Source organism: Rathayibacter sp. VKM Ac-2856 (genome assembly GCF_013205055.1).
In the GTDB taxonomy this organism is placed as follows: domain Bacteria; phylum Actinomycetota; class Actinomycetes; order Actinomycetales; family Microbacteriaceae; genus Rathayibacter.
The window spans coordinates 571,549-596,857 of record NZ_JABMLF010000002.1; the positions used below are offsets into that span (position 1 = coordinate 571,549).

The following is a 25,309-nucleotide window of genomic DNA, read 5'->3' on the forward strand; positions in this document are numbered from 1 at the left end:
GGTTCGCGCCACGTCGTCGGACTGCGCCGATGTGTGGAGCTGCGCGCGGACGAGGTCCACGGGGTCGTCGCCGCAGTGGCGAACCGTCGACCAGCGCGGCGTCGACCACCGCAGGCCACCGACGGCGACCGCCGGGTCGAGTCGGGTCAGGCCGGACGCAGGTCCTCCTCGAGCAGCGGGTACCGCCCGTACCGCGAGCCGAGCGGGTCGCCGGGACGACCGCTGATCACGGAGACCTCGAGGTGGTCGCCCGCCCTCGCCGGCTTCATCGTGAGGAGCACGCGGTCACCGATCGACCTCCGGCTCGCGTAGTACGCCGAGCCCGAGTAGGTCTCGCCGATGTACCGGTCGTTCACCAGCACGACGATCCGCGTCCTCGACTGCAGGAGGCCGGCGGACATGTCGATCACCACGTCGTCGCCCTCCAGGCGCGCGTGGATCGAGTCGTCGACGTGCGAGACGGAGCCGCCCTCCGACTCGGAAGCGGAGGCCGTCGCACCGAGGACGCCCGCAGCGGCAGTGGCCGGCGGCCCGGACGCGAGGCCGAGGAGGGCCGCGGTGATCACGCCGATCGTCGCGGTGCGCAGGAGCATCATCGGGAACCTTCTCCGTCGGGCCCCTCGGATCGGGCGCACAGGAGGGAGTCCTGCGCGCGTCCGCATCGCCGAGAGGGGTGTTCGCTCGAGCATGCCGGAGCGGACCGAGCAGGGCGCCATCACTGTCGCGGATGAGCACGAATGGCACGGAGTCGCACCCCGGGCCGCGCCGGAGGAGACCGATCGCGCCACCTCGCACCGTGAGCGCCACGGAGTTGAACCCGCTCCCGCCGTCGGCGACAGTAACGGCGGTCCCAGCGACCAGCCACTCTCCGACACCACGAAAGGACACGCCATGATCCCCAACGCCCTCGTCGCGATCTTCATCGCCTTCTTCGGCTCGCTCTAGCGGACCGCCGGCCCCGACGTCCGGGACGACGCGATCGCGCGTCCCTCCGATCCGAAGAAAGGAGCGTCATGGCCTGGTTCCTCCTCCACGTCGTGTGCCTCGGCTTCGCCTTCTGAGGCAGTCGCCCTCGCCGTGAGCCCGGGTGGCGTCGACCACGACGTGACCGGTGAGGGAGGCCGCGCCCCGGCCGGCCTCCCTCACTCGACGCACTGCTCGACGACACGCGCTCACGCGACGACGACCACCTTGCCGGCGATCCGCCCCGCGGCCGCCTCCGCGTGGATCGCCGGCAGCTCGGCCAGGGGCACCCGACGCGTGACCTCGACGGTGAGCTCGCCCGCATCGACGAGCGCCACCAGCGCGGCGAGCCGCTCGCGGTTCGGGAGCACGAACACCGTCTCCGCCCGCACGCCGCGGCTCTCGTCACCGGGCGTCGCGAGGAAGGCCGTGGCGCTGACGACGACCCCGCCGTCGCGCACGGCGGCGACCATCGCGGCGAAGTGCTCCGGCTCGAGCGGCGCCAGGTTGAGCAGCACGTCGACCCGCTCACCGAGCGCCTCGAGGACGTCGGTCGCCGTGTGGTCCACGATCTCGTCGGCTCCCGCGGCGCGGACGGCCGCGATGCTGCGCGGACTCGCGGTGGCGACCACGTGCACACCGGCGCGGTCGGCGAGCCGCACGGCGTACTTCCCGACCACCCCGCCGGCGCCGACGACGAGCAGCCGCTGACCGGCGACGAGTCGCCCCTGGTCGAAGAGGGCCTGCCACGCGGTGAGCGCCACCGAGGGCAGCGCGGCCGCATCGGCCAGCGCGATGCTCGTCGGCGCAGCGACCACGGCCTCGGCCGGCGCGAGCACGTACTCGGCGGCGCCGCCGTCCCTCTCCATCGGGAGGAACGCGATCACCGGATCGCCCACCGCCACTCCCTCGACGCCGTCGCCGAGTGCGTCGATCGTCCCGGACACGTCGTAGCCGGGGACGTGCGGGAGCTCGACCGGGATCGGCAGGAAGCCACCCCGCATCCCCGCATCCGCGGCGTTGAACGCCGAGCCCGAGACGCGCAGCCGCACCTGACCCGCACCCGGAACCGGAACCGGGACCTCCTCCTGGACGAGGACCTCGGGTCCGCCGACCTCGTGGAATCGCACTGCCTGCATGATCGTCTCCTTCTCAACGGTGCTTCCAATTCGAAGCACTTGGGCGACGGTAACACTGGTTCGAATTCGAAGCAAGAGTAGGATCGACGGCATGACGGAACCAGCACCCGCGGGCGGACAGACCGCGGCCACGGAGACCGCGGCCTCGGAGCTCACGGCGACTCAGCTCACGGCATACCTGGCCTTCACCGAAGTGGGCAGCCTGCTGCGGCCCGCGGTCGAGGAGCAGCTGCGGGAGGCGGGCGATCTCAGCTATCTGCAGTTCCAGCTCCTGGCGCGGCTCGGCGACGCCCCGGGTGGCCGGCAGCGGATGACCGACCTCGCCGACGGCGTCGTCCACAGCCGCAGCGGTCTCACCTACCAGGCGCAGCTGCTCGAGCAGCGCGGGCTCGTCACGCGCTCCCCCTCGCCGGACGACGAGCGCAGCACGGTCGTCGCCCTCACCGCGGCCGGCCGCGAGGTCCTCGCCGCGGTCTTCCCCGGCCACATCGCGACCGTGCACGGACTGCTGTTCGCACCGCTCACCGACGCCGACGCCGACGAGCTCGCGCGCATCCTCGGCCGGGTCGCCCAGCGGCTCCGGGAGGCGCCGCCGAGGTCGGCGAGGCGGCGGGCGGCGAAGGGCGGCCGTGCTGCGAAGGGCGCGGCGGGCGGCTCAGCGGACGCGTCCCAGGGCGGATGAGCCCTCGAGCGGCCGCGATCTAGAGCAGGCCGGTGAGCACGCCGCCGTCCGCGCGCAGGGCCGCGCCGTTCGTGGCGGAGGCGCGCGGGCTGGCGAGATATGCCACCAGCGAGGCGATCTCGTCCGGCTCGAGGAAGCGCTCGACGAGCGAGGTCGCGTTTCCGCCGATGATCGCCGCGCGGAGGGCGTCGACCGGCACGCCGCGGGCGTCGGCGATGCCCTGGACGCTGCTCGCGACCCCGTCGGACCAGGTCGGCCCGCCGAGGACCGTGTTCACCGTGACCCCGGTGCCGCGGGTCAGCTTGGCCAGGCCGTTGCCGAGCGCGAGCACGCCCGCCTTCGTGACTCCGTAGTGCGTCATGTCGCCGGGGACGCTCACGCCGGACTCGCTGCTGACGAAGACGATGCGCCCCCAGCCCGCCTCGAGCATGGCGTCGAGGACGTGCCGGGAGAGGCGGACGCCGCTCAGCACGTTCACGGTGAAGTAGCGCAGCCACTGCTCGTCGGTGATCGCGGTGAAGGGTGCGACCTCGAACAGTCCGACGTTGTTGACCAGGACGTCCACCCGGCCGAGGCGCGCCAGCAGCCGGTCCATCGCCTCCGCATCGGCGACGTCGGCCGCGAGACCGGAGACGGCGGCGCCGGGGACCTGCGTCCGGAGGCCCTCGACCGCGGCTCGGACGCCCGCCTCACCGCGTCCGTGGACGACGACCTCGACGCCCTCCCGCAGCAGGGCGAGCGCGATCGCCCGGCCGATGCCCTGCGTCGATCCGCTCACGAAAGCGCGCTTGCCCGTCAGTTCCAGATCCATCGTGATCCACCCTCGTTCCTCGTGCGAGCCGTTTGCTTGCCTGGGAAACTGTAGCGGGATCACTTTCCTCGTCAAGTGAAGTCGCACTACGCTGTCGACGTGACCGACCCCGCCGACGCCCCGCTGAGCGGGGACGACCTCGCCGCCTGGAGCGCGCTCGCGACCGTGCTCGAGCGGCTCCCCGCGGCGCTGGACGCGCAGCTGCTGCGCGACTCCGGGCTCAGCCACTTCGAGTACGGACTGCTCTACGCCCTCGCCGCGGCGCCGGAGCGGACCCTGCGGATGAGCACCCTCGCGGGCTTCGCGAACTGCTCGCTGTCGCGGCTCTCGCGCGCGGTCGCGCGGCTGGAGGCGCGCGACTGGGTCGAGCGGCGCCCCGATCCGGAGGACGGCCGCACGACGCTCGCGACGCTGACCGAGGCGGGGGCGGCCCAGCAGGCGCAGGCCGCACCGGGGCACGAGGCCCTCGTCCGCGCGGCGGTGCTCGATCCGCTCACCGCCCGGCAGCGGCGGGAGCTGCAGGCGATCGCCGCGACCATCGCCGGCGCCCTCCACCCGGACGGCGCGTGGACGCCGCCGACGCAGGACCGCGCCGCGAGGTGATCACCCCGCGGCGCGGTCGGCCGAGGCCCTACCGGCGGCTCACCAGCCGAAGGTGTAGCCGGGGAGGTTGAAGTAGCTCCGGTACTCCCAGTAGATCGTGGGGTTCCCGTCGGGCATCTCCCCGGGGTAGCTCCGCTCGGCGAGGACGGCTCCGGAGGCGCTCCGCACCGTGATGTCGACGTCCCACGCGTCCCCGGGGAGCGACGCCGTCCAGGGGCCACCGCTCGTCGGCAGGAGGGGCGACACCTGCGTGTGGGAGCCGCCGTCGCTCTGCCGATAGCTCAGCTCGACGGTGACGGGCTCCGGCGCGCCCGAGTTCGAGAACCCGAGGATGCGCTCCGACACCGGCGTCGAGGACCCGCCTGCGCTGCTCCGGGCGATCGCCTCCGCGATGCTGACGGCCGTGTACCAGGGAGCGGTGCCCGGGGCGGCCCCGTGCGCGCCCTGTGCGGCGGACCCCAGGACGGAGGCCTGCTCGACGGCTGCCGCGACCGCGGGGGCGGTGCTCTCGTCCGCCGTCGCCGCCGGCGCGGCCGCCAGACCGAGGAGTGCGATCGTCGCCGAGCAGATGGCCAAGGTCTTCCGGAGCGTCATGGTGATCCCTTTCCTTCGCTGCGACCAGTGGCGGAGGACCCGAGCCGTCGGGTCACCGCTCGCAGACCGTGAGGTGGTCATTCTGCTGACGTCGCGCCGGAAGAACCTCATCTGCGGCGGAGAACGGGCGAGGTGGCGCAGAGCGGTGCGATGGCGGGACCCGGTCGACCGGCGTCCCGGGCCGGATCAGCTGACGACGATGCGGGTGAAGACCGCGGGCGCGTCGTCGGCGGGGTTCGCGTAGGCGTAGGCGCGGGCGGTCGAGAAGGCGACGTGCTGCCCGACGGCGAGCCGGACGTCCGCCTCGCCGTCGCGCTCGAGCAGGAGCACGCCGGAAGTGACCAGGAGGATCTCGTGCCAGCCCTCGGGATCGGGCTGCGCGCGGTAGCGGTCGCCGGGGCCGAGGGTCCAGGTCCAGAGCTGCGCCTCGGCGCGGGACGGGACGGAGGCGAGCAGGACGGCGACGCTCGCCGCATCGGCGCCGCGCCACGCCACCTCGTCGATCGCCGTGGGGGCGGATCCGGGTGCCGAGACGAGGGCGGTGAAGCTCGAGCCCAGCGCGGCGGCGAGGCGGTCGACGCCGGTGAGGCTGATGTTCGCCTCGCCCGCCTCGAGATTGACGATGGTGCGCCGGCTGATGCCGGAGAGCTCGGCGAGCGCCGCCTGACTCAGGCCGGCGTCCGTGCGGGCGCGGCGGAGGTTGCTGCCGACGTGGGCGAGGACGGCGGAGGGCTCTGGCGTGCGCATCATTCTGCACTCTATAGTGTGCAGAATGCTGCGCACTCGACTCCTCTCGGCCGTCCGGTTCTCGCGACCCGAGTGGGCGCTGATCGGGATCACGGCGCTCTGGGGCGGGACCTTCCTGGCGGTGCACGTCGCGATGCAGCACAGCGGTCCGCTCTTCTTCGTCGGCGTGCGATTCGTGGCGGCGGGGGTGATCAGCGCGCTGGTCTTCCACCGGTCGCTGCGCGGGATGCGGCGGATCGACCTGGGCGCGGGAGCGGCGATCGGCGCGATGATCTTCCTCGGCTACGGGCTGCAGACCTACGGACTGCAGACGGTCTCGAGCAGCACCTCGGCCTTCCTCACCGCACTGTACGTGCCGATCGTGCCGCTGCTGCAGTGGGTCGTCCTGCGGCGCAGGCCCGGCGTGCCGACGCTCGTGGGCGTCGGGCTCGCGTTCGCCGGACTGCTGCTGATCGCGGGGCCGCAGACGGGGGTGGGGCTGGGCGCGGGCGAGATCGCCACGCTGATCAGCACCCTGCCGATCGCCGCCGAGATCATCCTGATCAGCGCGTTCGCCGGCCGGGTCGACCTCGGGCGAGTGACGGTGGTGCAGCTCCTGGTCGCCGGTGTCCTCTCCTTCGCCTGCATGCCGCTCGCCGGCGAGGCGGTCCCCGCGTTCTCGTGGGTCTGGCTCGTCGCCGCCCTCGCCCTCGGCGCCAGCAGCTGCCTGATCCAGCTGACGATGAACTGGGCGCAGCGCTCGGTCTCGCCGACGCGCGCGACGATCATCTACTCGGCCGAGCCGGTCTGGGGCGGGGTGATCGGGCGGCTCGCGGGCGACCGGCTGCCGGCGCTCGCGCTGGTGGGGGCGGCGCTGATCGTCGCGGGCACGCTCGTGAGCGAGCTGCGGCCGCGCGGCGCGCGGGTGGCGGAGGGCGCGGGCGCGGGTGGCGGGACGACCGCGGCCGAGGGCGAGGATCCGCCAGCACGAGACGGCGTGGTCTCCTCGGGGTCGACCGGCTGATCCAGGCGGACCTCCGGCACGCGGAACCACCTCCGGCACGCGGAATCCAGCCGATCCCACGAGCCGAAGCCGAAGCCACGAGCCGAACATCCCGCACAGCCACCCTTGGCACGCGAAACGAGCTCCGGAACGCGGAAACCAGCCGGATCTGCGAGCCGGAGCCGAATTCACGAGCCGGAGATCCGCACAGCCGGCTTCGGCACGCGGAACGAGCTTCGGCACGCGGAAAGCGGCCGGAGCCGGATTCACGAGCCGGGGATCCCGCACGGCCACCTCCGGCACGTGAAACGAGCTTCGGCACGCGGAAAGCGGCCGATCCCGCGAGCCGGAGCCGGATTCACGAGCCGGAGATCCGCACAGCCGGCTTCGGCACGCGGAACGAGCTTCGGCACGCGGAAAGCGGCCGGAGGCGAATTCACGAGCCGGAGATCCCGCACAGCCACCTCCGGCACGTGAAACGAGCTTCGGCACGCGGAAACAGGTCGATCCCACGAGCCGAAGGCGGATTTACGAGCCGGGGATCCCGCACAGCCACCTCGGGTACGCGAAACGAGCTTCGGCACGCGGAAACAGGTCGATCCCGCGAGCCGGAGGCGGATTCACGAGCCGGAGGTCGCCGCGGCGACGTCGGGCACGCGGAAACGGCTCCGGCACGCGGGGATCGGGCGATCTGACGAGCCGAGGGCGGAAATGCGAGCCGGAGGTGCAGGCAGAGGATCGAGGCGGACGCAGTACGGCGCGGCGGACGCACAAAGGCGCGGCGGACGCAGGACGGCGCGGCGCACCGGGCCGCCGGGCCGTGGAGGAGCGCATCCCGCTCACCCCGCTGGCGACCTGGCAGGAAGTTAGGTTAGGTTAACCTTCGCAACCCCGTCACCCCCTCCGAAGGATCGCCGTGCTCTCCTCCCGCAGCCCCCTCCGCCGCAGCCCCGCCCGCCGCACGCCCCTGCGCGTCACCGCCGTCGCCGCGCTCGGCCTCTCCGCCCTGCTGCTCACGGCCTGCTCCGCGGGAGCCGACGCCGCGGGCACCGGCAGCGATTCCGACGCCGCCTCGACCGGCGCGGGCTTCCCCGTCACCGTCGAGCACGCGTTCGGCGAGACCACCGTCGAGTCGGCCGACCGCGTCGTCGCGACCAGCTGGACCAATCAGGACGTCGCGCTCGCGCTCGGTGTGACCCCGGTCGGCTTCGCGAAGGCGTCCTACGGCGACGAGGACGGCGACGGCCTCCTCGCCTGGACGAAGGAGGCGCTCGACGCGAGCGGCGCCGAGACCCCGACCCTCTTCGACGAGACCGACGGCGTGCCGTTCGAGGCGATCTCGGACCTCGCGCCCGACGTGATCCTCTCGGCCTACTCCGGCATCACGCAGCAGGACTACGACACCCTCACCCAGATCGCGCCGACCGTCGCGTACCCCGGCCTGCCCTGGGCGACCACCTGGCAGGACTCCGCGAAGCTCGACGGCGAGGCGCTCGGACTGGGCGACGAGGCCGAGGCGAAGGTCGCCGAGGTCGAGGACGAGATCGACGCCGCGGTCGCCGCGAAGCCCTCGCTCGCCGGCAAGACCTTCACCTACGGCTGGTACGACCCGACCGACGCCAGCACCTTCACCTACTACACCGGCAACGACGCGCGGGTGAAGTTCGTCGAGGACCTCGGCCTCGAGCTCGCCCCGAGCGTCGTCTCGCTCACCGGCGACTCCGAGCTGTTCAGCGGCACCGTCAGCGCCGAGAACGCCGACCAGCTCGACGCCGACGTCCTCATCGTCTACGGCGACGAGACCACCCTCCCGGCGCTCCAGGCCGACCCGCTGCTCTCGAAGATCCCCGCGGTCGCCCGCGGCTCGGTCTACGTCCTCACCGACGACTCCTCCGAGGCGATGGCGACCTCGTCGCCGAACCTGCTGAGCATCCCGTGGGTGCTCGACGAGTACACCACCGGGCTCGCGACCGCCGCCGACAAGGTGTCGTGACCGCTCAGGACACGGCACCCCACCGGCGCCCCGGAGACGGCGACACCCGCCTCCGGGGCGCTGCCGCGCGCGTGCGGATCCCGGCGCTGATCGCGGTGGTCGCGGCGCTCGTCGTCGCGTCGGTGCTCTCGCTCGTCTACGGCTCCCGCGAGATCCCGCTCGGCGAGATCTGGCCGGCGCTCACCGCGCCCGACCCGGACTCGATCGTCGACGCGGCGGTGCAGGGGCGCATCCCGCGCACGGTCCTAGCACTGCTCGTCGGCGCCGCGCTCGGCCTCGCCGGCGCGGTGATGCAGGGGATGACGCGCAACCCGCTCGCCGACCCGGGGATCCTCGGGCTCAACGCGGGCGCCTCCCTCGCCGTCGTGCTCGGCATCTCGACGGTCGGCGCGACGACCCTCCCCCAGTTCATCTGGCTCGCCTTCCTCGGCGCGGCGGCGGCCGGCGCGTTCGTCTACGCGGTCGCCTCGCTCGGCCGCGAGGGCGCGACCCCGCTCAAGCTGGCACTGGCCGGCGCCGCCACCGCCGCGGCGCTCGCCTCGCTGATCAGCGCCGTGCTGCTGACCCAGGACGCAACGCTCAACCGATTCCGCTTCTGGCAGGTCGGCGGAGTCGGCGGCGCGGAGTCCGCGGGCATCCTCCAGGTCCTCCCCTTCCTCGTCGTCGGCGGCGCGCTCGCGATCGGCAGCGCCCGCGGACTCGACGCCCTCGCCCTCGGCGATGACCTCGCCACGGGTCTCGGCCGCCGCGTCGGCCGCACCCGTCTCGTCGCCGGTCTCGCCGCGGTGCTGCTCTGCGGAGCGGCGACCGCGATCGCGGGGCCGATCGGCTTCATCGGGCTCACCGTCCCGCACGTCGCGCGCCGCATCACCGGGCCCTCGCACGCCTGGCTCCTCCCCTCCTCCGCGCTGCTCGGCGCGCTGCTGCTGCTCGTCGCCGACGTGATCGGCCGTGTGGTCGCGCGCCCGAGCGACGTCGAGGTCGGCATCGTGACCGCGCTGATCGGAGCGCCGGTGCTGATCGCGATCGTGCGCCGCTCGAAGGTGCGGGCGCTGTGAGCGCCGACGTCGGCCGGGCGGCCAGGGCGATCCGTCCTCCCGTGGGCACCGCTGCGCTCGGCATCGCCGCCGGCCGACGGCGCCGCGCACGCCGGACCGCGCTGGGCTGCACGGTGCTCGCGCTGCTCGCCCTCGCGCTCGTCGTCGTGTCGCTGTCCGTCGGCAGCACCGTGTACTCCCCGCTCGACGTGCTGCGGGTGCTGCTCGGCGAGACGGTGCCCGGCGCCTCCTTCACCGTCGGCACCCTGCGCCTGCCGCGCACCCTGACCGCGGTGCTGGTGGGCCTGGGCTTCGGGATGGGCGGCGTGATCTTCCAGACGATGCTGCGGAACGCGCTCGCCAGCCCCGACATCATCGGCATCACCTCGGGCGCGAGCGCGGCGGCGGTCGTCGCGATCGCGTTCTTCGGGCTGTCCGGCGGCGCGGTCTCGGTGATCGCGGTCGCGGCGGCCCTCGTCACGGCGCTGCTGATCGCGTGGCTCGCGGACGGCCGCGGCGTGATGGGGGCCCGGCTGATCCTGATCGGCATCGGGATCGCCGCGATGCTGCAGAGCGTCATCGCCTACGTGCAGACCCGCGCGCAGTTCGAGGACGTGCAGGAGTCGCTGCGCTGGCTGACCGGCAGCCTCAACTCCGCGTCGTGGTCGGCGGTGCCGGCGCTCGCGCTGTCGATGCTGGTGCTCGTGCCGCTCGCGCTGCTGCTGGCCGGGCGGCTGTCGATGCTCCAGCTCGGCGACGAGTCGGCGACCGCGCTCGGCGTCGACATCCGGCGCAGCAGGCTGGGGCTGCTCGCGGTGGCGGTGTGCCTGGTGGCCGTCGCGACCGCCGCGACCGGTCCGATCGCGTTCGTCGCCTTCGTCTCCGGGCCGATCGCGCGGCGGCTCGTGCCGGACGCGCGCGTGCCGCTGATCCCGTCCGCGCTCGTCGGGATCGTCGTCGTGCTCGCGGCGGACCTGATCGCGCAGCACGTCGCCGGGCTCGCCTTCTCCGGCGCCCGCTTCCCCGTCGGGGTGGTGACCGGTGCGCTCGGCGCGCCGTTCCTGCTCTGGCTCCTCGCCCGCCGCAACCGCACCGGAGGGTCGCTGTGACCGCTTCCCCGTCTCCCGTCCCGTCCACCGCCGCCGCGCCGGGCCACTCCACGCTGGCGGTCGACGGCGTGACGCTCGCCTACGACGAGCGCGTGGTCGTCGACGGGCTGTCGCTGAGCGTGCCGACCGGGGAGATCAGCGTGATCGTCGGCGCGAACGCCTGCGGCAAGTCGACGCTGCTGCGCGCGATGGCGCGGCTGATCACGCCGCGCGAGGGCGCCGTGCTGCTGGACGGCGAGGCGATCCACCGCCTCCCCACGCGCCAGGTGGCGCAGCGGGTGGGGCTGCTGCCGCAGACGCCGATCGCGCCCGAGGGGATCGCCGTCGCGGATCTGGTGGCGCGCGGCCGGTACCCGCACCGCGGCTGGTTCGGGCGGGGCGCCTCCGCGGACGACGACGCGATCGTGGAGGACGCGCTGCGCGCCACCGGGACCCTCGAGATCGCGGACCGGCCGGTCGACGAGCTGTCCGGCGGGCAGCGGCAGCGGGTGTGGATCGCGTTGGCGCTGGCGCAGCGGACGGACGTGCTGCTGCTCGACGAGCCGACGACCTACCTCGACGTCTCGCACCAGATCGAGGTGCTCGACCTGCTGACCGACCTCAACCGCGAGCGCGGAACGACGATCGTGATCGTCCTGCACGACCTCAACCTCGCGGCGCGCTACGCCGACCACCTCTTCGCGGTGCGGGCCGGCGCGCTGTACGCGTCGGGCACGCCGACGGAGGTGGTGACGGCGGAGACGGTGCGCGCGGTCTTCGGGATGGAGTCGCGCGTGATCGCGGACCCGGTGTCGGGGACGCCGCTCGTGCTGCCGATCGGGCGGCACCACTCGGGGTGAGGGCGGCGGCTACTCGACCAGCACGAGGCGGCGAGGCGTCCGCGGACGGTCGAGGCGTCCCGGTGCAGCTGGACGCCTCGACGGTTGGAGGACGCCTCGACGGTGTGCTGCTCGCGCCGGCGCGCGGCCGTCCATGCTGATCGAGTAGCCCGCGCAGCGGGCGTATCGAGATCCACCCGGGCCGACGGGTGGTCTGCAGAACCGCCGTGTCGGCGACGGTGGGTCTCGATACGCCCCGTCGGGGCTGCTCGACCAGCATCAGGCGGCGGCGGTGGCGGCGGCGGGAGGGGCTCGGTAGCCTGCGGAGCATGAGGGTGCGCGGGATGGTCGCGGGGGTCCTGGGACTCGGGCTGGCGCTCGGGACGGCCGGGTGCGCGGCCGGGCCGGAGCTGGTCGGGGCGCAGGGGGATCTGCACGTCGCGGACGACGGGCGGGCGGTCTTCTGCGCGTTCGACATCGATCCGGGGTTCTCGGGCCCGGCCGAGCCGTGCGCCGACGGCATCGAGACGACCGGGGTGCCGCTCGACGCGGTCGAGGAGCCCAGCGGCTCGGCCCTCGCGGACGGCGCGGGACAGCGCTCCGTGGCGCAGGCCGGCGGCCTCGCCCGCACCGCGGCGGACGGCACGCGGATCTACACGGTGTTCCTCGTCGGGAGCGTCGCCGACGACGTCTTCGCCGTCACCGAGGTGGGCACCGCCGCGCACACGCTGCCGCAGGAGCCGGAGTCGCCGCGGTCCGGGACGCCCGGCGGCTTCCTCCTCCCGGTCGTCCCGAGCTGAGAACGGCTCTTCCTGGGGCCGGTGTCGGAGGCGTGTGGCACCCTCCTCCGAGGAGTCCGCAGGCGGCGGACGGAGCGGAGCGGCATGATCGAGCTGGACCTGAGCGGACGGACGGCCCTGGTGACGGGGTCGGGGCAGGGCATCGGACTCGCGATCGCCATCGGGCTGGCGCACGCCGGCGCCGAGGTGGTCGTCAACGCGAGGTCCGAGCGGTCGGTCCGGCGGGCGATCAAGGACGTGCGCGCGGCGGTGCCCGACGCCTCCGTGCGCGGCGTGGCCGCCGACGTCTCGAGCGAGGCCGGGACGGCGAAGCTGCTCGAGTCGGTCCCGCGCGTGGACGTCCTCGTCAACAACCTCGGCATCTTCGGCAGCACCGAGCCGCTCGACATCACCGACGACGAGTGGCGGCGCTACTTCGAGGTCAACGTGCTCACGGGCGTCCGGCTCACCCGCGCCTACCTGCCCGGGATGACGGAGGAGGGCTGGGGCCGCGTCCTCTACATCGGCAGCGACTCCGCCGTCGTCACGCCGGCCGAGATGATCCACTACGGCGTCTCGAAGACCGCGCTGCTCGGCGTCTCCCGCGGCTTCGCGAAAGCCGCCGCCGGCACCGGCGTCACGGTCAACAGCGTCCTCGCCGGGCCGACCCACACCGGCGGCGTCGAGGACTTCGTCTACGAGCTCGTCGACCACTCCCTCCCGTGGGAGGAGGCGCAGCGCGAGTTCATGCGCCTGCACCGGCCGCAGTCGCTGCTCCAGCGCCTGATCGAGCCGGAGGAGATCGCGAACATGGTCGTCTACCTCGCGTCGCCGCTCGCCTCGGCGACGACCGGTGCCGCGGTGCGGGTGGACGGCGGGTACATCGACGCGATCGTGCCGTGAGGCGCCGCGGCGTCGGGCGCGGCCTGCGGCGGTGCCGCGGCTCCCGTGATCCGCTCGGGGAGGGCCCTTCCGCCGGAGAGCGGCAGCGCCCGTTCCACGGTGCTTCAATGAGTCGATGACCTCCCGCGCCGACCACCTCGCCGACTTCGCCGAGTTCCTCACCGCCTCGCCGTCCTCCTTCCACGCCGCGGCCGAGACCGCCCGGCGGCTCGACGCGGCGGGGTTCGGCTCCGTCGACGAGGCGGCGGCGTGGCCCACGGAGCCCGGGCGCTACTACGTGCTGCGCGACGGCGCGGTCATCGCCTGGCACGTCCCGGCCGGGGCCACCGCGGTGACGCCGTTCCGCATCCTCGGTGCGCACACGGACTCCCCCGGCTTCAAGCTCAAGCCCCGGCCCACGGTGGAGTCGAAGGGCTGGCTGCAGGCGGGCGTCGAGGTCTACGGCGGGCCGCTGCTGAACTCGTGGCTCGACCGCGAGCTCGAGCTGGCCGGTCGGATCGTCACGCGCGACGGCGCCGAGGTGCTCGTGCGGACGGGGCCGTTCCTGCGCATCCCGCAGCTCGCGATCCACCTCGACCGCGACGCGAACGACGGGCTGAAGCTTGACCGGCAGAAGCACACCGTCCCGGTCTACGGGCTGGGCGATGCGGAGGGCAACGACCTGCTCGAGATCCTCTCGGCGAAGGCCGGGCTCGACGGCGCCGCCGACATCGTCGGCTACGACCTCATCACCGCGGACACCCAGCCGCCCGCGCGCTTCGGCCTCGACGACGCGCTGTTCGCGGCCGGGCGGATGGACGACCTCAGCTCGGTGCACGCGGGGCTGGTCGCGCTGCTCGCGAGCGCCGAGGACGCCGCGGGCGGCGGTGAGCCCGCGCACATCAGCATGCTCGCCGCCTTCGACCACGAGGAGCTCGGCTCGGCCAGCCGCTCCGGCGCGAGCGGGCCCTTCCTCGAGGACGTGCTGACCCGGATCGGCGCCGCGCTCGGCGCGGGCGTCGACGAGCGGGCGCGCGCGATGGCCAGGTCCTGGTGCCTCTCCGCCGACGCCGGCCACTCCGTGCATCCGAACTACCCGGAGAAGCACGACCCGGTGAACCAGCCGGTCGCCGGCAAGGGGCCGCTGCTCAAGATCAACGCGTCGCAGCGCTACGCGACGGACGCGCGGGGTGCGGCGCTGTGGGCAGGAGTGTGCGCGCGGGCCGGTGTGGAGTTCCAGGAGTTCGTCTCGAACAACACGGTGCCGTGCGGCTCCACGATCGGTCCGCTCACCGCGACCCGCCTCGGGATCAGCACCGTCGACATCGGCGTGCCGCTGCTCTCGATGCACTCCGCGCGCGAGCTCGCCCACGTCGACGACCTGGTCGCGCTGACCCGCGCGATCGAGGCCTTCTTCACGTCCGCCGCCTGACGCGCGCCTGCGGCCGCCCTCGCGAGCGGACGCGAACCGGGCTCCGGCCGCGCCGCAGACCCCATCGCCCGTCCAGTCGCGGCCGAGCCCGCCGGCGACTGGACGCGAACGGGGCTCCGGGGCGTCGGCGGACCCCGTTCCGAGTCCACTCGGGCCGGGCGATGCCGGCGCGCGAGCGGTGTGCCCGTGGGAGGGTGCGGCCCGGCGCCCGCGGAGCGGTCGCCGCATGCTGGTCGAGTAGCCGCGGCGGGGTATCGAGACCTCACGCCTGCAGACGGGGGATCTCGATACGCCCGCGGAGCGGGCTACTCGATCAGCATGGAGGCGCGGCCCGCGCAGGCTGCGGCCTGCTCCGCGCGGCACGGCCCGCGGAGCGGCCGCCGCATGCTGGTCGAGTAGCCGCGAAGCGGCGTATCGAGACCTCACGCTTGCAGACGGTGGATCTCGATACGCCCGCGCAGCGGGCTCCACGTCCGGCGGGGGGGCGCCCGCGCCCCACCCCCGGATCGCAACCCCCTTGTCGCGGGGGCCCGGCGCGCGGTGCCCTGGGGCATGCGCGAAGTGAAGCTCGTCCGACTCGTCAGCCGCCTCGAGAACGTGTCCGCCCTGGATCCGCTCGTCGGGCGGGTCAAGAAGGTGGTCGACGCCGTCATCCGCCCGCAGCCCGTGCGGGACGTCCTGCACGGCGTCCCGATCGGGCATCCGGTGCACCCGCTGCTCGTGCTCGTGCCCACCGGCGCGTGGGTCTCGGCCGCGGTCCTCGACCTGCTGCCCGGCAACGAGCGCGCCGCCCGCACCCTCGTCGGCCTGGGCGTGCTCAGCGTGCTGCCGACCGCCGCCGCCGGCTACACCGACTGGTCCGAGCAGCACGAGCAGCAGCTGCGGGTCGGCCTCGTGCACGCGGCCGCCAACGTGGTCGGCACCGTCCTCTACACCGCGTCCTACATCCAGCGCGTCCGCGGTCGGCGAGCGAGCGGCAAGGCGCTCGGCATGCTCGGTCTCGCCGTCGTCTCCGGCGGCGGCTACCTGGGCGGCCACCTCAGCTACCGCCAGGCCGCGGGCGCGAACCACACCGAGGACGTCCCGCACCGCTTCCCCGCCGGCTGGCAGACGCTCGGCCCGCTCGCCGAGCTGCCCGAGAGCACCCCCGTGAAGAAGACGGTCGCCGAGACCCCGCTGCTCGCCGTCCGCCGCGGCGAGCGCGTCGACGTCCTGTCGAACGTCTGCAGCCACCTCTCCGGCCCCCTCGACGAGGGCGAGCTCCGCGGCACCGGCGCCGACGCCTGCGTCTCCTGCCCCTGGCACGCCAGCGCCTTCTCCCTCGAGACCGGCGAGGTCGTGCGCGGCCCCGCCACCTCGCCGCAGCCCCGCTTCGAGACCCGCATCACCGACGGCGTCGTGGAGGTGCTGCTGCCGAACGCGGGGTGAGGAGGGCGCCCGAGGCTCCGCAGCGACGAGAAGGCGTTGATAATGTTATCGAAATCTGGCCTTTTGATAAGGTTATCAACCGGCCTTCGCCGCTCGGTCCCGCTCCGTCGCAGCTTCCTCCCGCTCGGCGGCCAGCGCCGCGAGCTGCGCGCGGAAGCCGGCGAGCAGCTCGTCCTTCTCCTGCTGCGGCTCGAGGGGGAAGAGCCGGGTCGAGCCGGAGCCCGGGTGCGCCGGGATCCGCGACTCCTCGTCGATCCAGACGGCGAAGGCCGCGGCGAGGCGGTCCGCCTCGGCGACGCGGCCGAGCGCCAGGAGCGCGCGGATCGAGGAGACCGTCTGGCCGCTGAAGCGCGGGGCCGTCACCTCGAGGGGCTCGGCGGTCAGCCCCGCCGCGGTCTCCCAGTCGTCGCAGGCGCCGGCCTGGTCGCCGAGGCGCGAGCGGGCGCAGCCGCGGCGGAGATGGAGCTCGGCGGTGTCGGCGAGCGTGGAGCGCACTGCGCCGAGGCAGGCGGGCGGGGCGAGGGCCGCGCAGAGGAAGGTGGCGGCGTCGGCCGGCGTCGAGACCTCGGCCAGGGCGATCATCGTCGCGTCCCAGACCTCGAGCACGCGCCCCTCTCCACCCGCGCCGGGCGCGAACACGCGCCCCAGCAGCAGGCGCTGGGCCGCGCCGGCCCGACCGGACTCGACGAGGAGGGCGGCGTACTCCAGGGTCAGATCGTCGCGCTCGAGCACCAGCGCCTCGTTCTCCTCGAGCAGCGCGAGCCGTCCCGGGAGGCCGAGGCGCTCGCGGAGGCGGTCGCACTCCCGCAGCAGCCCCGCGTCGCGCGGCGCGAGCGCCCGCGCCCGCTCGTAGTAGGCGAGCGCCGCCTCGGGATCGCCGTACGCGGTGCAGGACGCGATCCCCAGCTCGCGCAGCGCCCTCACGCGCACCCCCTCCCGCGGGTCGTGGGCGGCGGCGGACCAGAAGGCCGCGAAGGCGTCCTCGATCCGGTCGTGGGCGGCGTACCAGCCGCCGAGGAGGAAGCGCGCGGTGGTGTCGTCGGTGTCGGCGGCCTCGAGCGCCTCGGCGTCCGCGAGGCGGAGGGGCCTGCAGTCCTCGGGCGGAGCCAGCTGCGCCGCCCACCGCGCGTCCTCCGCCCGGTCGGGCCGCCCCTCCTGCTCGTGCAGGAGCGCGGCGTGGTAGTGCACCAGCGGGACGATCCGCGTCCCGCTCGGCGCGTCCAGATCCGCGGCGTCGACCGCGAGCGCGAGGGCGAGCACTCGCAGGGCGTCGTCCGCCATCCCCGCCGCCCGGTACTCGAGGGCCACATCGAGCAGCTCGTCGGCGTCGTCGGTGACCGGCCGCCCGGCGAGGTCGCGGGCCCAGGGATCCCGGGGATCCCGCGCGAGCAGTCCGTCGACGAGCGCCGCCGACTCCTCGGCCTCCCGCGACCGCCACAGCACGGCGGCGAGCAGTGCCGTGGCGCGCGCGTGACGCGGATCGATCGCGAGGACGTCGCGCAGCAGCCGCTCCGCCTGCAGCAGCCGACCGGCCGCCGACTCCAGCTGGGCGAGGGCGACACCGGCCGGAACGCGCCACGGCGCGATCCTCCGCGCCACAGCCAGCACATCGGCGGCCTCGTCGGTGCGCCCGCGGCGGGCGAGGAGCGCCCCCAGGCGGTAGTGCGCCTCGCCGTCCACCGGGCCGGCGCCCCGCGCGGTCAGCCGCTCGACGGCGGAGCGCAGGTGCCGCTCCGCCTCGTCGACCCGGCCGGCGGCGGCCAGCGTCCGCCCGAGCGCGACGTGGCAGCGCACGTCCCCTGCGTCGCGCCAGACCGCCTCCTCCCAGTAGTGCTCGGGCACGAGACCCGCCTGCGGGCGATCCTCGAGGCACCGGCCGAGGAGGTACAGCTCGTCGTTCGACGCGATGTGCTCCGGGGCAGGCGCGGATGCGGGGTGACCCGTCCTGGACGTTCTGCTGGCCTCGTCGGCGAGAATGGCAGCGCTATCATCGAGCATGTCGCCTATTGAAGGCGGTCCGAGGGCCCCGCGGAGGGTGCATCCCACGGAAGATCTGGACATACCGCTGATTCGAAAGGCGAGGTCGCCGGTTGATCATCGGAGCAGGGTTCCCCGGCGAGACGATGCACGTGCTGCCGCGCCCCCGGGTGCGCGAGGCGCTCACCCAGCCCGGGACGGCGCACCTCGTCGTCACGGACTGCGGCTGCTTCCCCGATGCGCGCTCGCACGGGCGGGTCCGCAGCCGGCCGATCGCCGACGCCGTCGTCATCGTGTGCACGAAGGGCTCCGGCTGGTGCTCGACGGATGCGGGCCTCTTCCCGGTGGCCGCGGGGCAGGTCGTCGTGCTGCCGCCGGGCGAGCCGCACGGCTACGGAGCCGATCCCGACTCCCCCTGGACGATCTGGTGGCTGCACCTCGCCGGCGGCGATCTGCCCGAGCTGCTCCGGATCACGCGCTCGACCTCCGCGTCGCCGGTGCGGACCCTCTCCGACGTCTTCACCGCGGTCGCGCTGGTCTCGGAGACGATCACGCACCTCGGGCGCGACACGACGTCGAGCAGTCTGCTGGGCGCCTCAGGCGCGGCCTGGCACCTGCTGGCGCTGATCGCCGCGGACCACCCGCCGGGCGACGCCCGCGGCACCTCGCTGGACCGCGCCGCGCAGTTCCTCCGCGACCACCTCGCCGAGCGCATCGACGTGGCGGAGCTCGCGTCGATGGCGTCCCTCAGCCCGTCGCACTTCGCGGCGCTCTTCCGGCAGCGGTTCGGGATGCCCGTGCTGCAGTACCGGACCGAGCTGCGGATGGCGCGGGCGCGGGAGCTGCTCGACATGACGGAGCGGCCGATCGCCCAGGTGGCGGCCGCCGCGGGGTACGACGACTCCTTCTACTTCGCCCGGCGGTTCAAGCGGATCCACGGCCTGACCCCGCACGGGTACCGCACGCGGAACTGACGGCGCTGCACGCGCCCACGGGACAGCGCGCGCCAGTGGCGCAGCGCGCGTCAGCCGCGCGGCGCCGCGACCGAGCCGCCCGCGCGCCACGGACCGCCGATGCGCTCCTGCAGGAGCGGCGCGTCCGGGTCGGCGAGGCGCGCGAGCAGCGCCTCCACCCCGCGCCGGCCGAGGGCGTGGCCGGGCGCGACCAGCAGATCGAGCGCCGGATCGGCCAGATCGGCGACGTCGGGGTCGGAGGCGAGCAGCACGATCGAGAGGTCCTCGGGCACCCGCACGCCGCGGTGGCGCAGCTCGTGCGCGAAGCCGACGGCCGCCCCGCCGTTGATCACCAGGACCGCCGTCGCCGCCGCCGGATCGAGCGACCGCGCCAGCGCGCGACCCCCGGCCGGCGTCTCCTCGCAGTGCAGGAGCGCCGACGCGAGACCCCGCTCGGCCGCCGCGCGCTCGAACGCCTCCCGCGACCGCGCGTAGGGGCCGAAGTCGGTGCCGCCCTCCGGTCCGACGACGAGCGCGACGCGGCGGTGCCCCCGCGCAGCCAGGCGCTCGAGCGCCTCCTCGACCATGCCCTCGAAGTCGATGTCGACCCAGTCGAGCGCCGACGGGTCGGAGGTGCGGCCGATCAGGGCGAAGGGGGTGCCGGAGTCGCGCAGAATCGCGACCCGCTCGTCCGCCGAGGTCACCTGCATCAGCACCACCCCGTCGAGCAGGCCGTCCGAGCGCAGATCGGCGAGCTTCTCCGAGCCGCCGACCGTGGGCCAGAGCACGATCGAGTAGCCGTTCTCGGCCGCGGCCTCGGCGGCTCCGGCGAGGAACGTCGTCGCGGTGTTGAGCGGACGGGACGGGACCAGCGGATAGACGATCGCGATCATCATCGAGCGCCGGCGGGCCAGGGCCCGGGCGAGAGCGTGCGGCCGGTAGCCGAGCTCGCGCATCGCCGCGCGCACCCTCTCGGCCGTCTCGGGCGAGACCGGCTTGCTGCCGTTCACGACGAAGGAGACGGTCGCGATCGAGACGCCCGCGCGGCGCGCGACGTCCTGCATGGTCGCCATCGCGCCTCCTCCCGATCATCGCGCCCGCTGCGGTTGACGCGGGGCCGCGGTTGCCCGCAGTCTAGGAGCACGCACCGGTAAAGCGCTTAACCGCTTCGAAGAAGAAGGATCACCGTGACCACATCCGCCGCTCCCCTCCGCGTCCTCGTCTGGGGCGAGAACCGCCACGAGCAGATCGAGGAGAAGGTGCGCGCGCTCTATCCCGACGGCATGCACACCACCATCGCCGCCGGCATCGACGAGAACCTCGGCGAGCGCGCGACCGTCGCCACCACCACGCTCGACGAGCCCGAGCACGGCCTCACCGAGGAGGTCCTCGCCCGCACCGACGTGCTGGTCTGGTGGGGCCACATGGCGCACGGCGACGTCGCCGACGAGATCGTCGAGCGCGTCCACCGCCACGTCCTCTCCGGGATGGGGCTCGTCGTCCTGCACTCCGGCCACTGGTCGAAGATCTTCGGCAAGCTGATGGGCACCACCTGCACGCTGCGCTGGCGCTCGGCCGAGGACCGCGAGATCGTCTGGACCGTCGACCCGACCCACCCCATCGCCCAGGGCGTGCCGCACCCGTTCACCATCCCGCAGCAGGAGATGTACGGCGAGTTCTTCGACGTCCCCGCGCCCGACGAGCTGGTCTTCCTCTCCACCTTCTCCGGCGGCGAGGTGTTCCGCTCCGGCATGACCTGGAAGCGCGGCCACGGCAGGATCTTCTTCTTCTCCCCCGGCGACCAGGACTACCCCGTCTACCACCACCCGGACGTCCGCCGCGTGATCGCGAACGGCGTCGAGTGGGCGCGCTCCGACCGGCCGGAGCGGTCGCTGCCGGTGCTGCAGCGCTACGAGTCCGGCGAGTTCTTCGCCGGCGAGGACTACCAGGGAGCGCTCGTCCGATGACCGTGCGCCTCGTCCAGGTCGGAGCCGGCGCGATGGGGCGCGCGTGGATCCGCACCATCCGCGACAACCCGGACGCCGAGCTGGTCGGCCTCGTCGACCTCGACGTCGAGCTCGCCGAGCGGGCCGCCGAGGAGGAGGGGGTCGGGCCGATCGCGGTCGGCAGCTCCGTCGCCGAGGTCGCCGCCCGCTCCGGCGCCGACGCGGTCGTCAACGTGACCGTCCCCCGCGCGCACCTGCCGGTCAGCAGCGAGGCCCTCTTCGCCGGGCTGCCCGTGCTGTCGGAGAAGCCGATCGCGCCGACCATCGCCGAGTCGCTGATCCTCGCGGCGACGAGCGAGGTCGCCGGGCGGCTGCTGATGACGAGCCAGTCGCGGCGGTACTACCCCGCGATCGCGGCGTTCCGCGAGCAGATCGCCGGGCTCGGGCAGCTGGGCACGGCGTCGGTCGTCTTCGCGAAGGCGCCGCACTTCGGCGGCTTCCGCGAGGAGATGCCGCACGTGCTCCTCGTCGACATGGCGATCCACGCCTTCGACGCGGCGCGCTACGTGCTCGACCGCGACCCGGTCGCCGTCTACTGCGAGGAGTACAACCCGGGCTGGAGCTGGTACGCCGACGGCGCTGCGGCGAGCGCCGTCTTCGAGTTCGCCGACGGCGTCCGCTTCAGCTACACCGGCAGCTGGTGCGCCGACGGACTCGAGACGTCCTGGAACGGCGACTGGCGCGTGAACGGTGCGGGCGGCACGGCGCACTGGGACGGCGACGGCGCTCCCTCGTGGCAGGCGCGGGAGTCGGAGCCGGCGCAGACGGCGACGCTGGAGCCGGGGCCGCAGGAGATCGCGGGCTCGCTCGCGGAGTTCGTGCGCGTGCTGGGCAGCGGGGCCGTGCCCTCGGGCGAGGTGCACGCGAACGTGCGGAGCCTCGCGATGGTCGAGGCGGCGGTGCGCTCGTCCGAGACGGGCGCACGCGTGCGGATCGACGACGTCCTCGAGGAGGGCTACGCGGAGGCGCTCGGGCTGGCGCGCGACGAGCGCGTCCGCGCGGCCCTCGCGGGCTGGGGCTCGGCGGCGGCGGGCCTCGCGAGCCGCTGACGGCGCCGGCCTGCACACGTCGGATCTCGATACGCCCGCTCCGCGGGCTACTCGATCAGCATGGGCACCGGCCACTTCCATGCTGGTCGAGTAGCCGCGGCACGCGGCGTATCGAGACCCACCCAGCTGCATACGGCGGATCTCGATACGCCCGCTCCGCGGGCTGCTCGATCAGCAGGGGGCGCCCGCTCCGCGGGCTGCTCGATCAGCAGGAGGGCGCCCGCTCCGCGCTCGACCAGCGGGCACTCCGGAACGGCTGCAGAACATCAGCCAGGAGGCACTCTCATCGCCCATCGGCGATGAGAGGCACTCGCAGCTGATGTTCTGCGACGCGACACCTGCCGCCCCCGCGCGTTCGCCCGCCGGACACCTGCGCGCGCCGCCGCGTTCACCCGCGGCGGCCAGCGTGGGCGGGTTCCTTCGAACCCGCTCAGGAGATCCGTGCCCCGTCACTTCGCCCCCCGCCGCACCGCCGGCGCCGCGCTCACCCTCGTCCTCGCGAGCTGCACGCTCGGCGCCGCGCTGCCCGCCGCCGCCGCCGGCGACTCGTTCTTCACCCGCATCGCCACGGTGCCCGCGTACCTCAACGCCGCAGACCCCGCCGTCGACTCCGCCGTCGCCGAGATCTCCAGCGCGTCGCCCGACGGCCCGCTGGTCTACTCCACCGACTCCGCAGGTCAGCGGATCAACGTCCTCGACATCAGCGACCCCGACGCGCCGAAGCCCCTCGGCGGCGTCGGCGTCGGCGGCGAGCCCACCTCCGTCTACGCGACCGGCGAGTACGTCCTCGCGGTCGTCGACACCTCCGACGGCGACTTCGCGAACCCCTCCGGCCACGTCAGCGTGCTGCACGCGAGCGACCTCGCGCCCGTGGCGACGATCGAGCTCGGCGGACAGCCCGACTCCATCGACGTCACCACCGCCGGCGACCTCGCCGTCATCGCGATCGAGAACCAGCGCGACGAGGAGCTCGCACCCGAGGGCGGCGAGGAGGGCGACCTCCCCCAGGCCCCCGCCGGCGAGCTCGTCGTCATCGACCTCACCGGCGATCCCTCCACCTGGGTCCCCGAGCACATCGCGCTCACCGGTCTCGCCGTGCTCGACACCCCGAGCGACCCGGAGCCCGAGTACGTCTCGATCAACGCCGCCGACACCGCCGTCGCGGTGACCCTGCAGGAGAACAACGCCGTCGCGATCCTCGACCTGGCCACCCGCACCGTCACCGCCTCCTACTCGGCCGGCACCGCCTCCGTCTCCGGGATCGACACCCTCGACGACGACCGCATCGCGCTGACCGACTCGATCACCGACGTCCCGCGCGAGCCCGACGCGATCGGCTGGGTCGGCGACGACCACGTCGCGATCGCGAACGAGGGCGACTGGAAGGGCGGCACGCGCGGCTGGTCGATCCTCGACGCCGCGACCGGCGCCGTCGTCTGGGACGCCGGGAACTCCTTCGACCACCTCGCCGTGAGCCTCGGCCTCTACCCCGACAAGCGCTCCGACGCGAAGGGCTCCGAGCCCGAGGGCCTGCTCTCGGCGACCTTCGACGGCGTGCCGTACGTCTTCGTCGGCGCCGAGCGGGCCAACTTCGTCGCGGTGTACGACGTCTCCGACCCGACCGCGCCGCGTTTCGTGCAGGCACTGCCGTCGACGCCCGGTCCGGAGGGACTGCTCGCCCTGCCCGAGCGCGACCTGCTCGTCGTCTCGAGCGAGACCGACGACGCCGAGGCCGCGGTGCGCGCGAGCGTCCAGCTCTACGCGCTCGGCGCCTCCGCCCCGGCCTTCCCGACGATCGCCTCGGCCGACGTCGACGGCTCGCCGCTCCCCTGGGGTGCGCTCTCCGGCCTCTCGGGCGACCCCGCCTCGGCCGAGCGCCTGTACGCCGTGAGCGACAGCGCGTACGCGCCGAGCACCATCTACTCCCTCGACACGTCGGTGGTCCCGGCGATGATCGACGCGACGCTCACCGTGACGGAGGCGGGCGAGCCGGCCGCGCTCGACCTCGAGGGCATCGCGGCGCGCGCCGACGGTGGCTTCTGGGCGGTGACGGAGGGTGCGACCGGCGCGGAGAACGCGCTGCTGCGCCTGGACGCGTCCGCGGCGGTGGCCGAGCGGATCGCGCTGCCGGCCGAGCTGGGCGACGCGCTCGGCTCGCAGGGCTTCGAGGGCGTCACGATCGAGGCGGGCCCGGACGGCGAGATCGTCTGGACGGCCCTGCAGCGCGAGGCGTCCATCGACGCCGACGGGATCGTGCGGCTCGGCCGCTACGACGTCGCGGCGGGCAGCTGGAGCTTCGTCGGCTACCCGCTCGAGGCGCCGTCCGGTGCCGAGGGCGACTGGAACGGCCTCTCCGAGATCACGCTGACGCCCGCCGGGACCCTCGCGGTCATCGAGCGCGACAAGCGCAACGGACCGGACGCGGCGCTCAAGGCCGTGTACACGGTGCCGCTGCCGACGGGGCCGGGCGCCGCGCTCGGCGAGGAGCTCCCGGTGCTGGAGAAGACGCTCGCCGTCGACGTGCTGCCCGCGCTCGAGGCCGGCAACGGCTGGACGCAGGAGAAGCTCGAGGGCCTGGGCGTCACGGGCACCGGCGAGGTCTTCGCGGTGACCGACAACGACGGCGTCGACGACGCGAACGGCGAGACGGTGCTCGCGTCGCTCGGCTCCGCGGTGGACGTCTTCGGGGCGGCGGTGACTCCGACGCCGGTGCCGACGGGTGAGCCGACCAGTGCGCCGACCACTGCGCCGACGGCCGGGCCCACTGCCGTGCCGACTTCGGAGCCGACTGCGGTACCGACGACGGAGCCGACCGCCGCTCCGACCGCGCAGCCCACGGTCGCGCCGACGCACCCCGCGGGTGCCGTCCCGCCGCGGACGGAATCGGGCTCCGGCTCGCTCGCCTCCACCGGCGTCGAGTCCGGCTGGCTCTCCGCCGCCGCGCTGTCCCTCCTCGCTGGCGGAGCCCTCGTGCTCGGCCTCTCCCGGAGGCGCCGCACCGCGCGCTGACCCGCGGGGTCTCGTCCGCTGAGCGAACCCCTCGATCAGCAGCCGTCACCAGTGGACCCGCAACGGCCCGCGAGCATCCACCAGACCCCGACACGCGTCCACTCGCGGACCCGCACCCACGCGAGTGGACGCGCATCGGGCGCTGCGCCGACGTCGGGCCCCGTTCCGGGTCCACTCGGCCGGCGGCACCATGCTGGTCGAGCAGCCGCGGCACGCGGCCCCCTCCATGCTGGTCGAGTAGCCGCGGCACGCGGCCCCCTCCATGCTGGTCGAGTAGCCGCGGCACGCGGCCCCCTCCATGCTGGTCGAGTAGCCG

General features: G+C 74.2%; 23 protein-coding genes. 16 read left to right on the top strand and 7 right to left on the bottom strand.

All coding sequences use genetic code 11. The features are described 5' to 3' along the window. Positions 1–146: 146 nt before the first annotated feature. The gene (locus HQQ82_RS09595; RefSeq protein WP_173232785.1) at positions 147–593 is read right to left on the bottom strand and encodes a hypothetical protein; all 447 of its coding nucleotides are present in this window, start codon (positions 591–593) and stop codon (positions 147–149) included. A 94-nt stretch (positions 594–687) separates the two neighbouring features. Here HQQ82_RS09595 and HQQ82_RS09600 point away from each other — a divergent pair, with 94 nt between their 5' ends. Beyond that, on the top strand, positions 688–945 hold the full coding sequence (locus HQQ82_RS09600) for a hypothetical protein (RefSeq protein WP_173232786.1): 258 nt from the start codon (positions 688–690) through the stop codon (positions 943–945). 227 nt (positions 946–1,172) lie between these two features. Here HQQ82_RS09600 and HQQ82_RS09605 read toward each other — a convergent pair whose 3' ends face one another. Then, positions 1,173–2,102 carry an NADP-dependent oxidoreductase gene (locus tag HQQ82_RS09605; protein WP_173232787.1) on the bottom strand — a complete coding sequence of 310 codons (930 nt, stop codon included), beginning with the start codon at positions 2,100–2,102 and terminating at the stop codon, positions 1,173–1,175. 91 nt (positions 2,103–2,193) lie between these two features. On the opposite strand from HQQ82_RS09605, the gene HQQ82_RS09610 reads away from it, so the two are divergent. Next, positions 2,194–2,784 (top strand): MarR family winged helix-turn-helix transcriptional regulator, encoded by a 591-nt coding sequence (locus HQQ82_RS09610; protein WP_173232788.1) that lies wholly within the window; start codon positions 2,194–2,196, stop codon positions 2,782–2,784. A 19-nt stretch (positions 2,785–2,803) separates the two neighbouring features. Here HQQ82_RS09610 and HQQ82_RS09615 read toward each other — a convergent pair whose 3' ends face one another. Further along, entirely contained in the window at positions 2,804–3,595 is a 792-nt protein-coding gene (locus HQQ82_RS09615; protein WP_173232789.1) for an SDR family NAD(P)-dependent oxidoreductase, read from the bottom strand. Between the two features lie 99 nt (positions 3,596–3,694). Between HQQ82_RS09615 and HQQ82_RS09620 the strand changes: the two genes are divergently transcribed. Beyond that, positions 3,695–4,198, top strand: coding sequence for a MarR family transcriptional regulator (locus tag HQQ82_RS09620; protein WP_173232790.1), 504 nt, complete (start codon positions 3,695–3,697; stop codon positions 4,196–4,198). 39 nt (positions 4,199–4,237) lie between these two features. Here the strand turns inward: HQQ82_RS09620 and HQQ82_RS09625 are convergent, their stop codons facing one another. Next, the gene (locus tag HQQ82_RS09625; protein ID WP_173232791.1) at positions 4,238–4,792 is read right to left on the bottom strand and encodes a hypothetical protein; all 555 of its coding nucleotides are present in this window, start codon (positions 4,790–4,792) and stop codon (positions 4,238–4,240) included. A gap of 186 nt (positions 4,793–4,978) precedes the next feature. Further along, positions 4,979–5,539 (bottom strand): helix-turn-helix transcriptional regulator, encoded by a 561-nt coding sequence (locus tag HQQ82_RS09630; protein ID WP_173232792.1) that lies wholly within the window; start codon positions 5,537–5,539, stop codon positions 4,979–4,981. 25 nt (positions 5,540–5,564) lie between these two features. On the opposite strand from HQQ82_RS09630, the gene HQQ82_RS09635 reads away from it, so the two are divergent. From HQQ82_RS09635 to HQQ82_RS09675, 9 genes are all read left to right on the top strand, one after another. Continuing rightward, a complete protein-coding gene (locus HQQ82_RS09635; RefSeq protein WP_173232793.1) occupies positions 5,565–6,542 on the top strand; it encodes a DMT family transporter in 978 nt (325 codons plus the stop codon). An 895-nt stretch (positions 6,543–7,437) separates the two neighbouring features. Beyond that, positions 7,438–8,514, top strand: a complete 1,077-nt coding sequence (locus tag HQQ82_RS09640; RefSeq protein WP_173232794.1) for an iron-siderophore ABC transporter substrate-binding protein — start codon at positions 7,438–7,440, stop codon at positions 8,512–8,514. After that, positions 8,511–9,572: a FecCD family ABC transporter permease gene (locus HQQ82_RS09645; RefSeq protein ID WP_367947897.1), complete on the top strand. Its 1,062-nt coding sequence runs from the start codon at positions 8,511–8,513 to the stop codon at positions 9,570–9,572. Before HQQ82_RS09640 ends, HQQ82_RS09645 begins: the two co-directional genes overlap by 4 nt. After that, a complete protein-coding gene (locus HQQ82_RS09650; protein WP_367947898.1) occupies positions 9,569–10,660 on the top strand; it encodes a FecCD family ABC transporter permease in 1,092 nt (363 codons plus the stop codon). Before HQQ82_RS09645 ends, HQQ82_RS09650 begins: the two co-directional genes overlap by 4 nt. Before the next feature lie 53 nt (positions 10,661–10,713). Continuing rightward, the gene (locus HQQ82_RS09655; protein WP_216848503.1) at positions 10,714–11,499 is read left to right on the top strand and encodes an ABC transporter ATP-binding protein; all 786 of its coding nucleotides are present in this window, start codon (positions 10,714–10,716) and stop codon (positions 11,497–11,499) included. Between the two features lie 308 nt (positions 11,500–11,807). Beyond that, entirely contained in the window at positions 11,808–12,278 is a 471-nt protein-coding gene (locus HQQ82_RS09660) for a hypothetical protein (RefSeq protein ID WP_173232796.1), read from the top strand. 87 nt (positions 12,279–12,365) lie between these two features. After that, a complete protein-coding gene (locus tag HQQ82_RS09665; protein ID WP_173233002.1) occupies positions 12,366–13,160 on the top strand; it encodes an SDR family oxidoreductase in 795 nt (264 codons plus the stop codon). A gap of 115 nt (positions 13,161–13,275) precedes the next feature. Next, complete coding sequence (locus HQQ82_RS09670; RefSeq protein ID WP_173232797.1) at positions 13,276–14,571, top strand: M18 family aminopeptidase; 1,296 nt, start codon at positions 13,276–13,278, stop codon at positions 14,569–14,571. A 552-nt stretch (positions 14,572–15,123) separates the two neighbouring features. Further along, a complete protein-coding gene (locus tag HQQ82_RS09675; RefSeq protein ID WP_173232798.1) occupies positions 15,124–15,999 on the top strand; it encodes a Rieske 2Fe-2S domain-containing protein in 876 nt (291 codons plus the stop codon). Between the two features lie 75 nt (positions 16,000–16,074). Here the strand turns inward: HQQ82_RS09675 and HQQ82_RS09680 are convergent, their stop codons facing one another. Next, the gene (locus HQQ82_RS09680) at positions 16,075–17,841 is read right to left on the bottom strand and encodes a tetratricopeptide repeat protein (protein ID WP_173232799.1); all 1,767 of its coding nucleotides are present in this window, start codon (positions 17,839–17,841) and stop codon (positions 16,075–16,077) included. 248 nt (positions 17,842–18,089) lie between these two features. Here HQQ82_RS09680 and HQQ82_RS09685 point away from each other — a divergent pair, with 248 nt between their 5' ends. Further along, positions 18,090–18,950, top strand: a complete 861-nt coding sequence (locus tag HQQ82_RS09685) for a helix-turn-helix domain-containing protein (RefSeq protein WP_173232800.1) — start codon at positions 18,090–18,092, stop codon at positions 18,948–18,950. Positions 18,951–19,000: 50 nt separating this feature from the next. On the opposite strand, the gene HQQ82_RS09690 is transcribed toward HQQ82_RS09685, so the two are convergent. Further along, the gene (locus tag HQQ82_RS09690; protein WP_173232801.1) at positions 19,001–20,002 is read right to left on the bottom strand and encodes a LacI family DNA-binding transcriptional regulator; all 1,002 of its coding nucleotides are present in this window, start codon (positions 20,000–20,002) and stop codon (positions 19,001–19,003) included. Between the two features lie 114 nt (positions 20,003–20,116). Here HQQ82_RS09690 and HQQ82_RS09695 point away from each other — a divergent pair, with 114 nt between their 5' ends. The 3 genes from HQQ82_RS09695 to HQQ82_RS20595 all read left to right on the top strand — a co-directional run bounded on the left by HQQ82_RS09695 (position 20,117) and on the right by HQQ82_RS20595 (position 24,993). Further along, entirely contained in the window at positions 20,117–20,896 is a 780-nt protein-coding gene (locus HQQ82_RS09695) for a ThuA domain-containing protein (RefSeq protein ID WP_173232802.1), read from the top strand. Further along, positions 20,893–21,984 carry a Gfo/Idh/MocA family protein gene (locus HQQ82_RS09700; RefSeq protein WP_173232803.1) on the top strand — a complete coding sequence of 364 codons (1,092 nt, stop codon included), beginning with the start codon at positions 20,893–20,895 and terminating at the stop codon, positions 21,982–21,984. The genes HQQ82_RS09695 and HQQ82_RS09700 overlap by 4 nt, the downstream gene beginning before the upstream one ends. Positions 21,985–22,425: 441 nt before the next feature. Continuing rightward, complete coding sequence (locus HQQ82_RS20595; RefSeq protein ID WP_173232804.1) at positions 22,426–24,993, top strand: esterase-like activity of phytase family protein; 2,568 nt, start codon at positions 22,426–22,428, stop codon at positions 24,991–24,993. Positions 24,994–25,309: the final 316 nt, after the last annotated feature.

Excerpts from the sequence above, each read along its gene's own strand:
- HQQ82_RS09595 (WP_173232785.1), bottom strand. The coding sequence starts at position 593 with ATGCTCCTGCGCACCGCGACGATCGGCGTGATCACCGCGGCCCTCCTC.
- HQQ82_RS09600 (WP_173232786.1), top strand. The coding sequence starts at position 688 with ATGCCGGAGCGGACCGAGCAGGGCGCCATCACTGTCGCGGATGAGCAC.
- HQQ82_RS09605 (WP_173232787.1), bottom strand. The coding sequence starts at position 2,102 with ATGCAGGCAGTGCGATTCCACGAGGTCGGCGGACCCGAGGTCCTCGTC.
- HQQ82_RS09610 (WP_173232788.1), top strand. The coding sequence starts at position 2,194 with ATGACGGAACCAGCACCCGCGGGCGGACAGACCGCGGCCACGGAGACC.
- HQQ82_RS09615 (WP_173232789.1), bottom strand. The coding sequence starts at position 3,595 with ATGGATCTGGAACTGACGGGCAAGCGCGCTTTCGTGAGCGGATCGACG.
- HQQ82_RS09625 (WP_173232791.1), bottom strand. The coding sequence starts at position 4,792 with ATGACGCTCCGGAAGACCTTGGCCATCTGCTCGGCGACGATCGCACTC.
- HQQ82_RS09630 (WP_173232792.1), bottom strand. The coding sequence starts at position 5,539 with ATGCGCACGCCAGAGCCCTCCGCCGTCCTCGCCCACGTCGGCAGCAAC.
- HQQ82_RS09635 (WP_173232793.1), top strand. The coding sequence starts at position 5,565 with ATGCTGCGCACTCGACTCCTCTCGGCCGTCCGGTTCTCGCGACCCGAG.
- HQQ82_RS09660 (WP_173232796.1), top strand. The coding sequence starts at position 11,808 with ATGAGGGTGCGCGGGATGGTCGCGGGGGTCCTGGGACTCGGGCTGGCG.
- HQQ82_RS09670 (WP_173232797.1), top strand. The coding sequence starts at position 13,276 with ATGACCTCCCGCGCCGACCACCTCGCCGACTTCGCCGAGTTCCTCACC.
- HQQ82_RS09675 (WP_173232798.1), top strand. The coding sequence starts at position 15,124 with ATGCGCGAAGTGAAGCTCGTCCGACTCGTCAGCCGCCTCGAGAACGTG.
- HQQ82_RS09690 (WP_173232801.1), bottom strand. The coding sequence starts at position 20,002 with ATGGCGACCATGCAGGACGTCGCGCGCCGCGCGGGCGTCTCGATCGCG.
- HQQ82_RS09700 (WP_173232803.1), top strand. The coding sequence starts at position 20,893 with ATGACCGTGCGCCTCGTCCAGGTCGGAGCCGGCGCGATGGGGCGCGCG.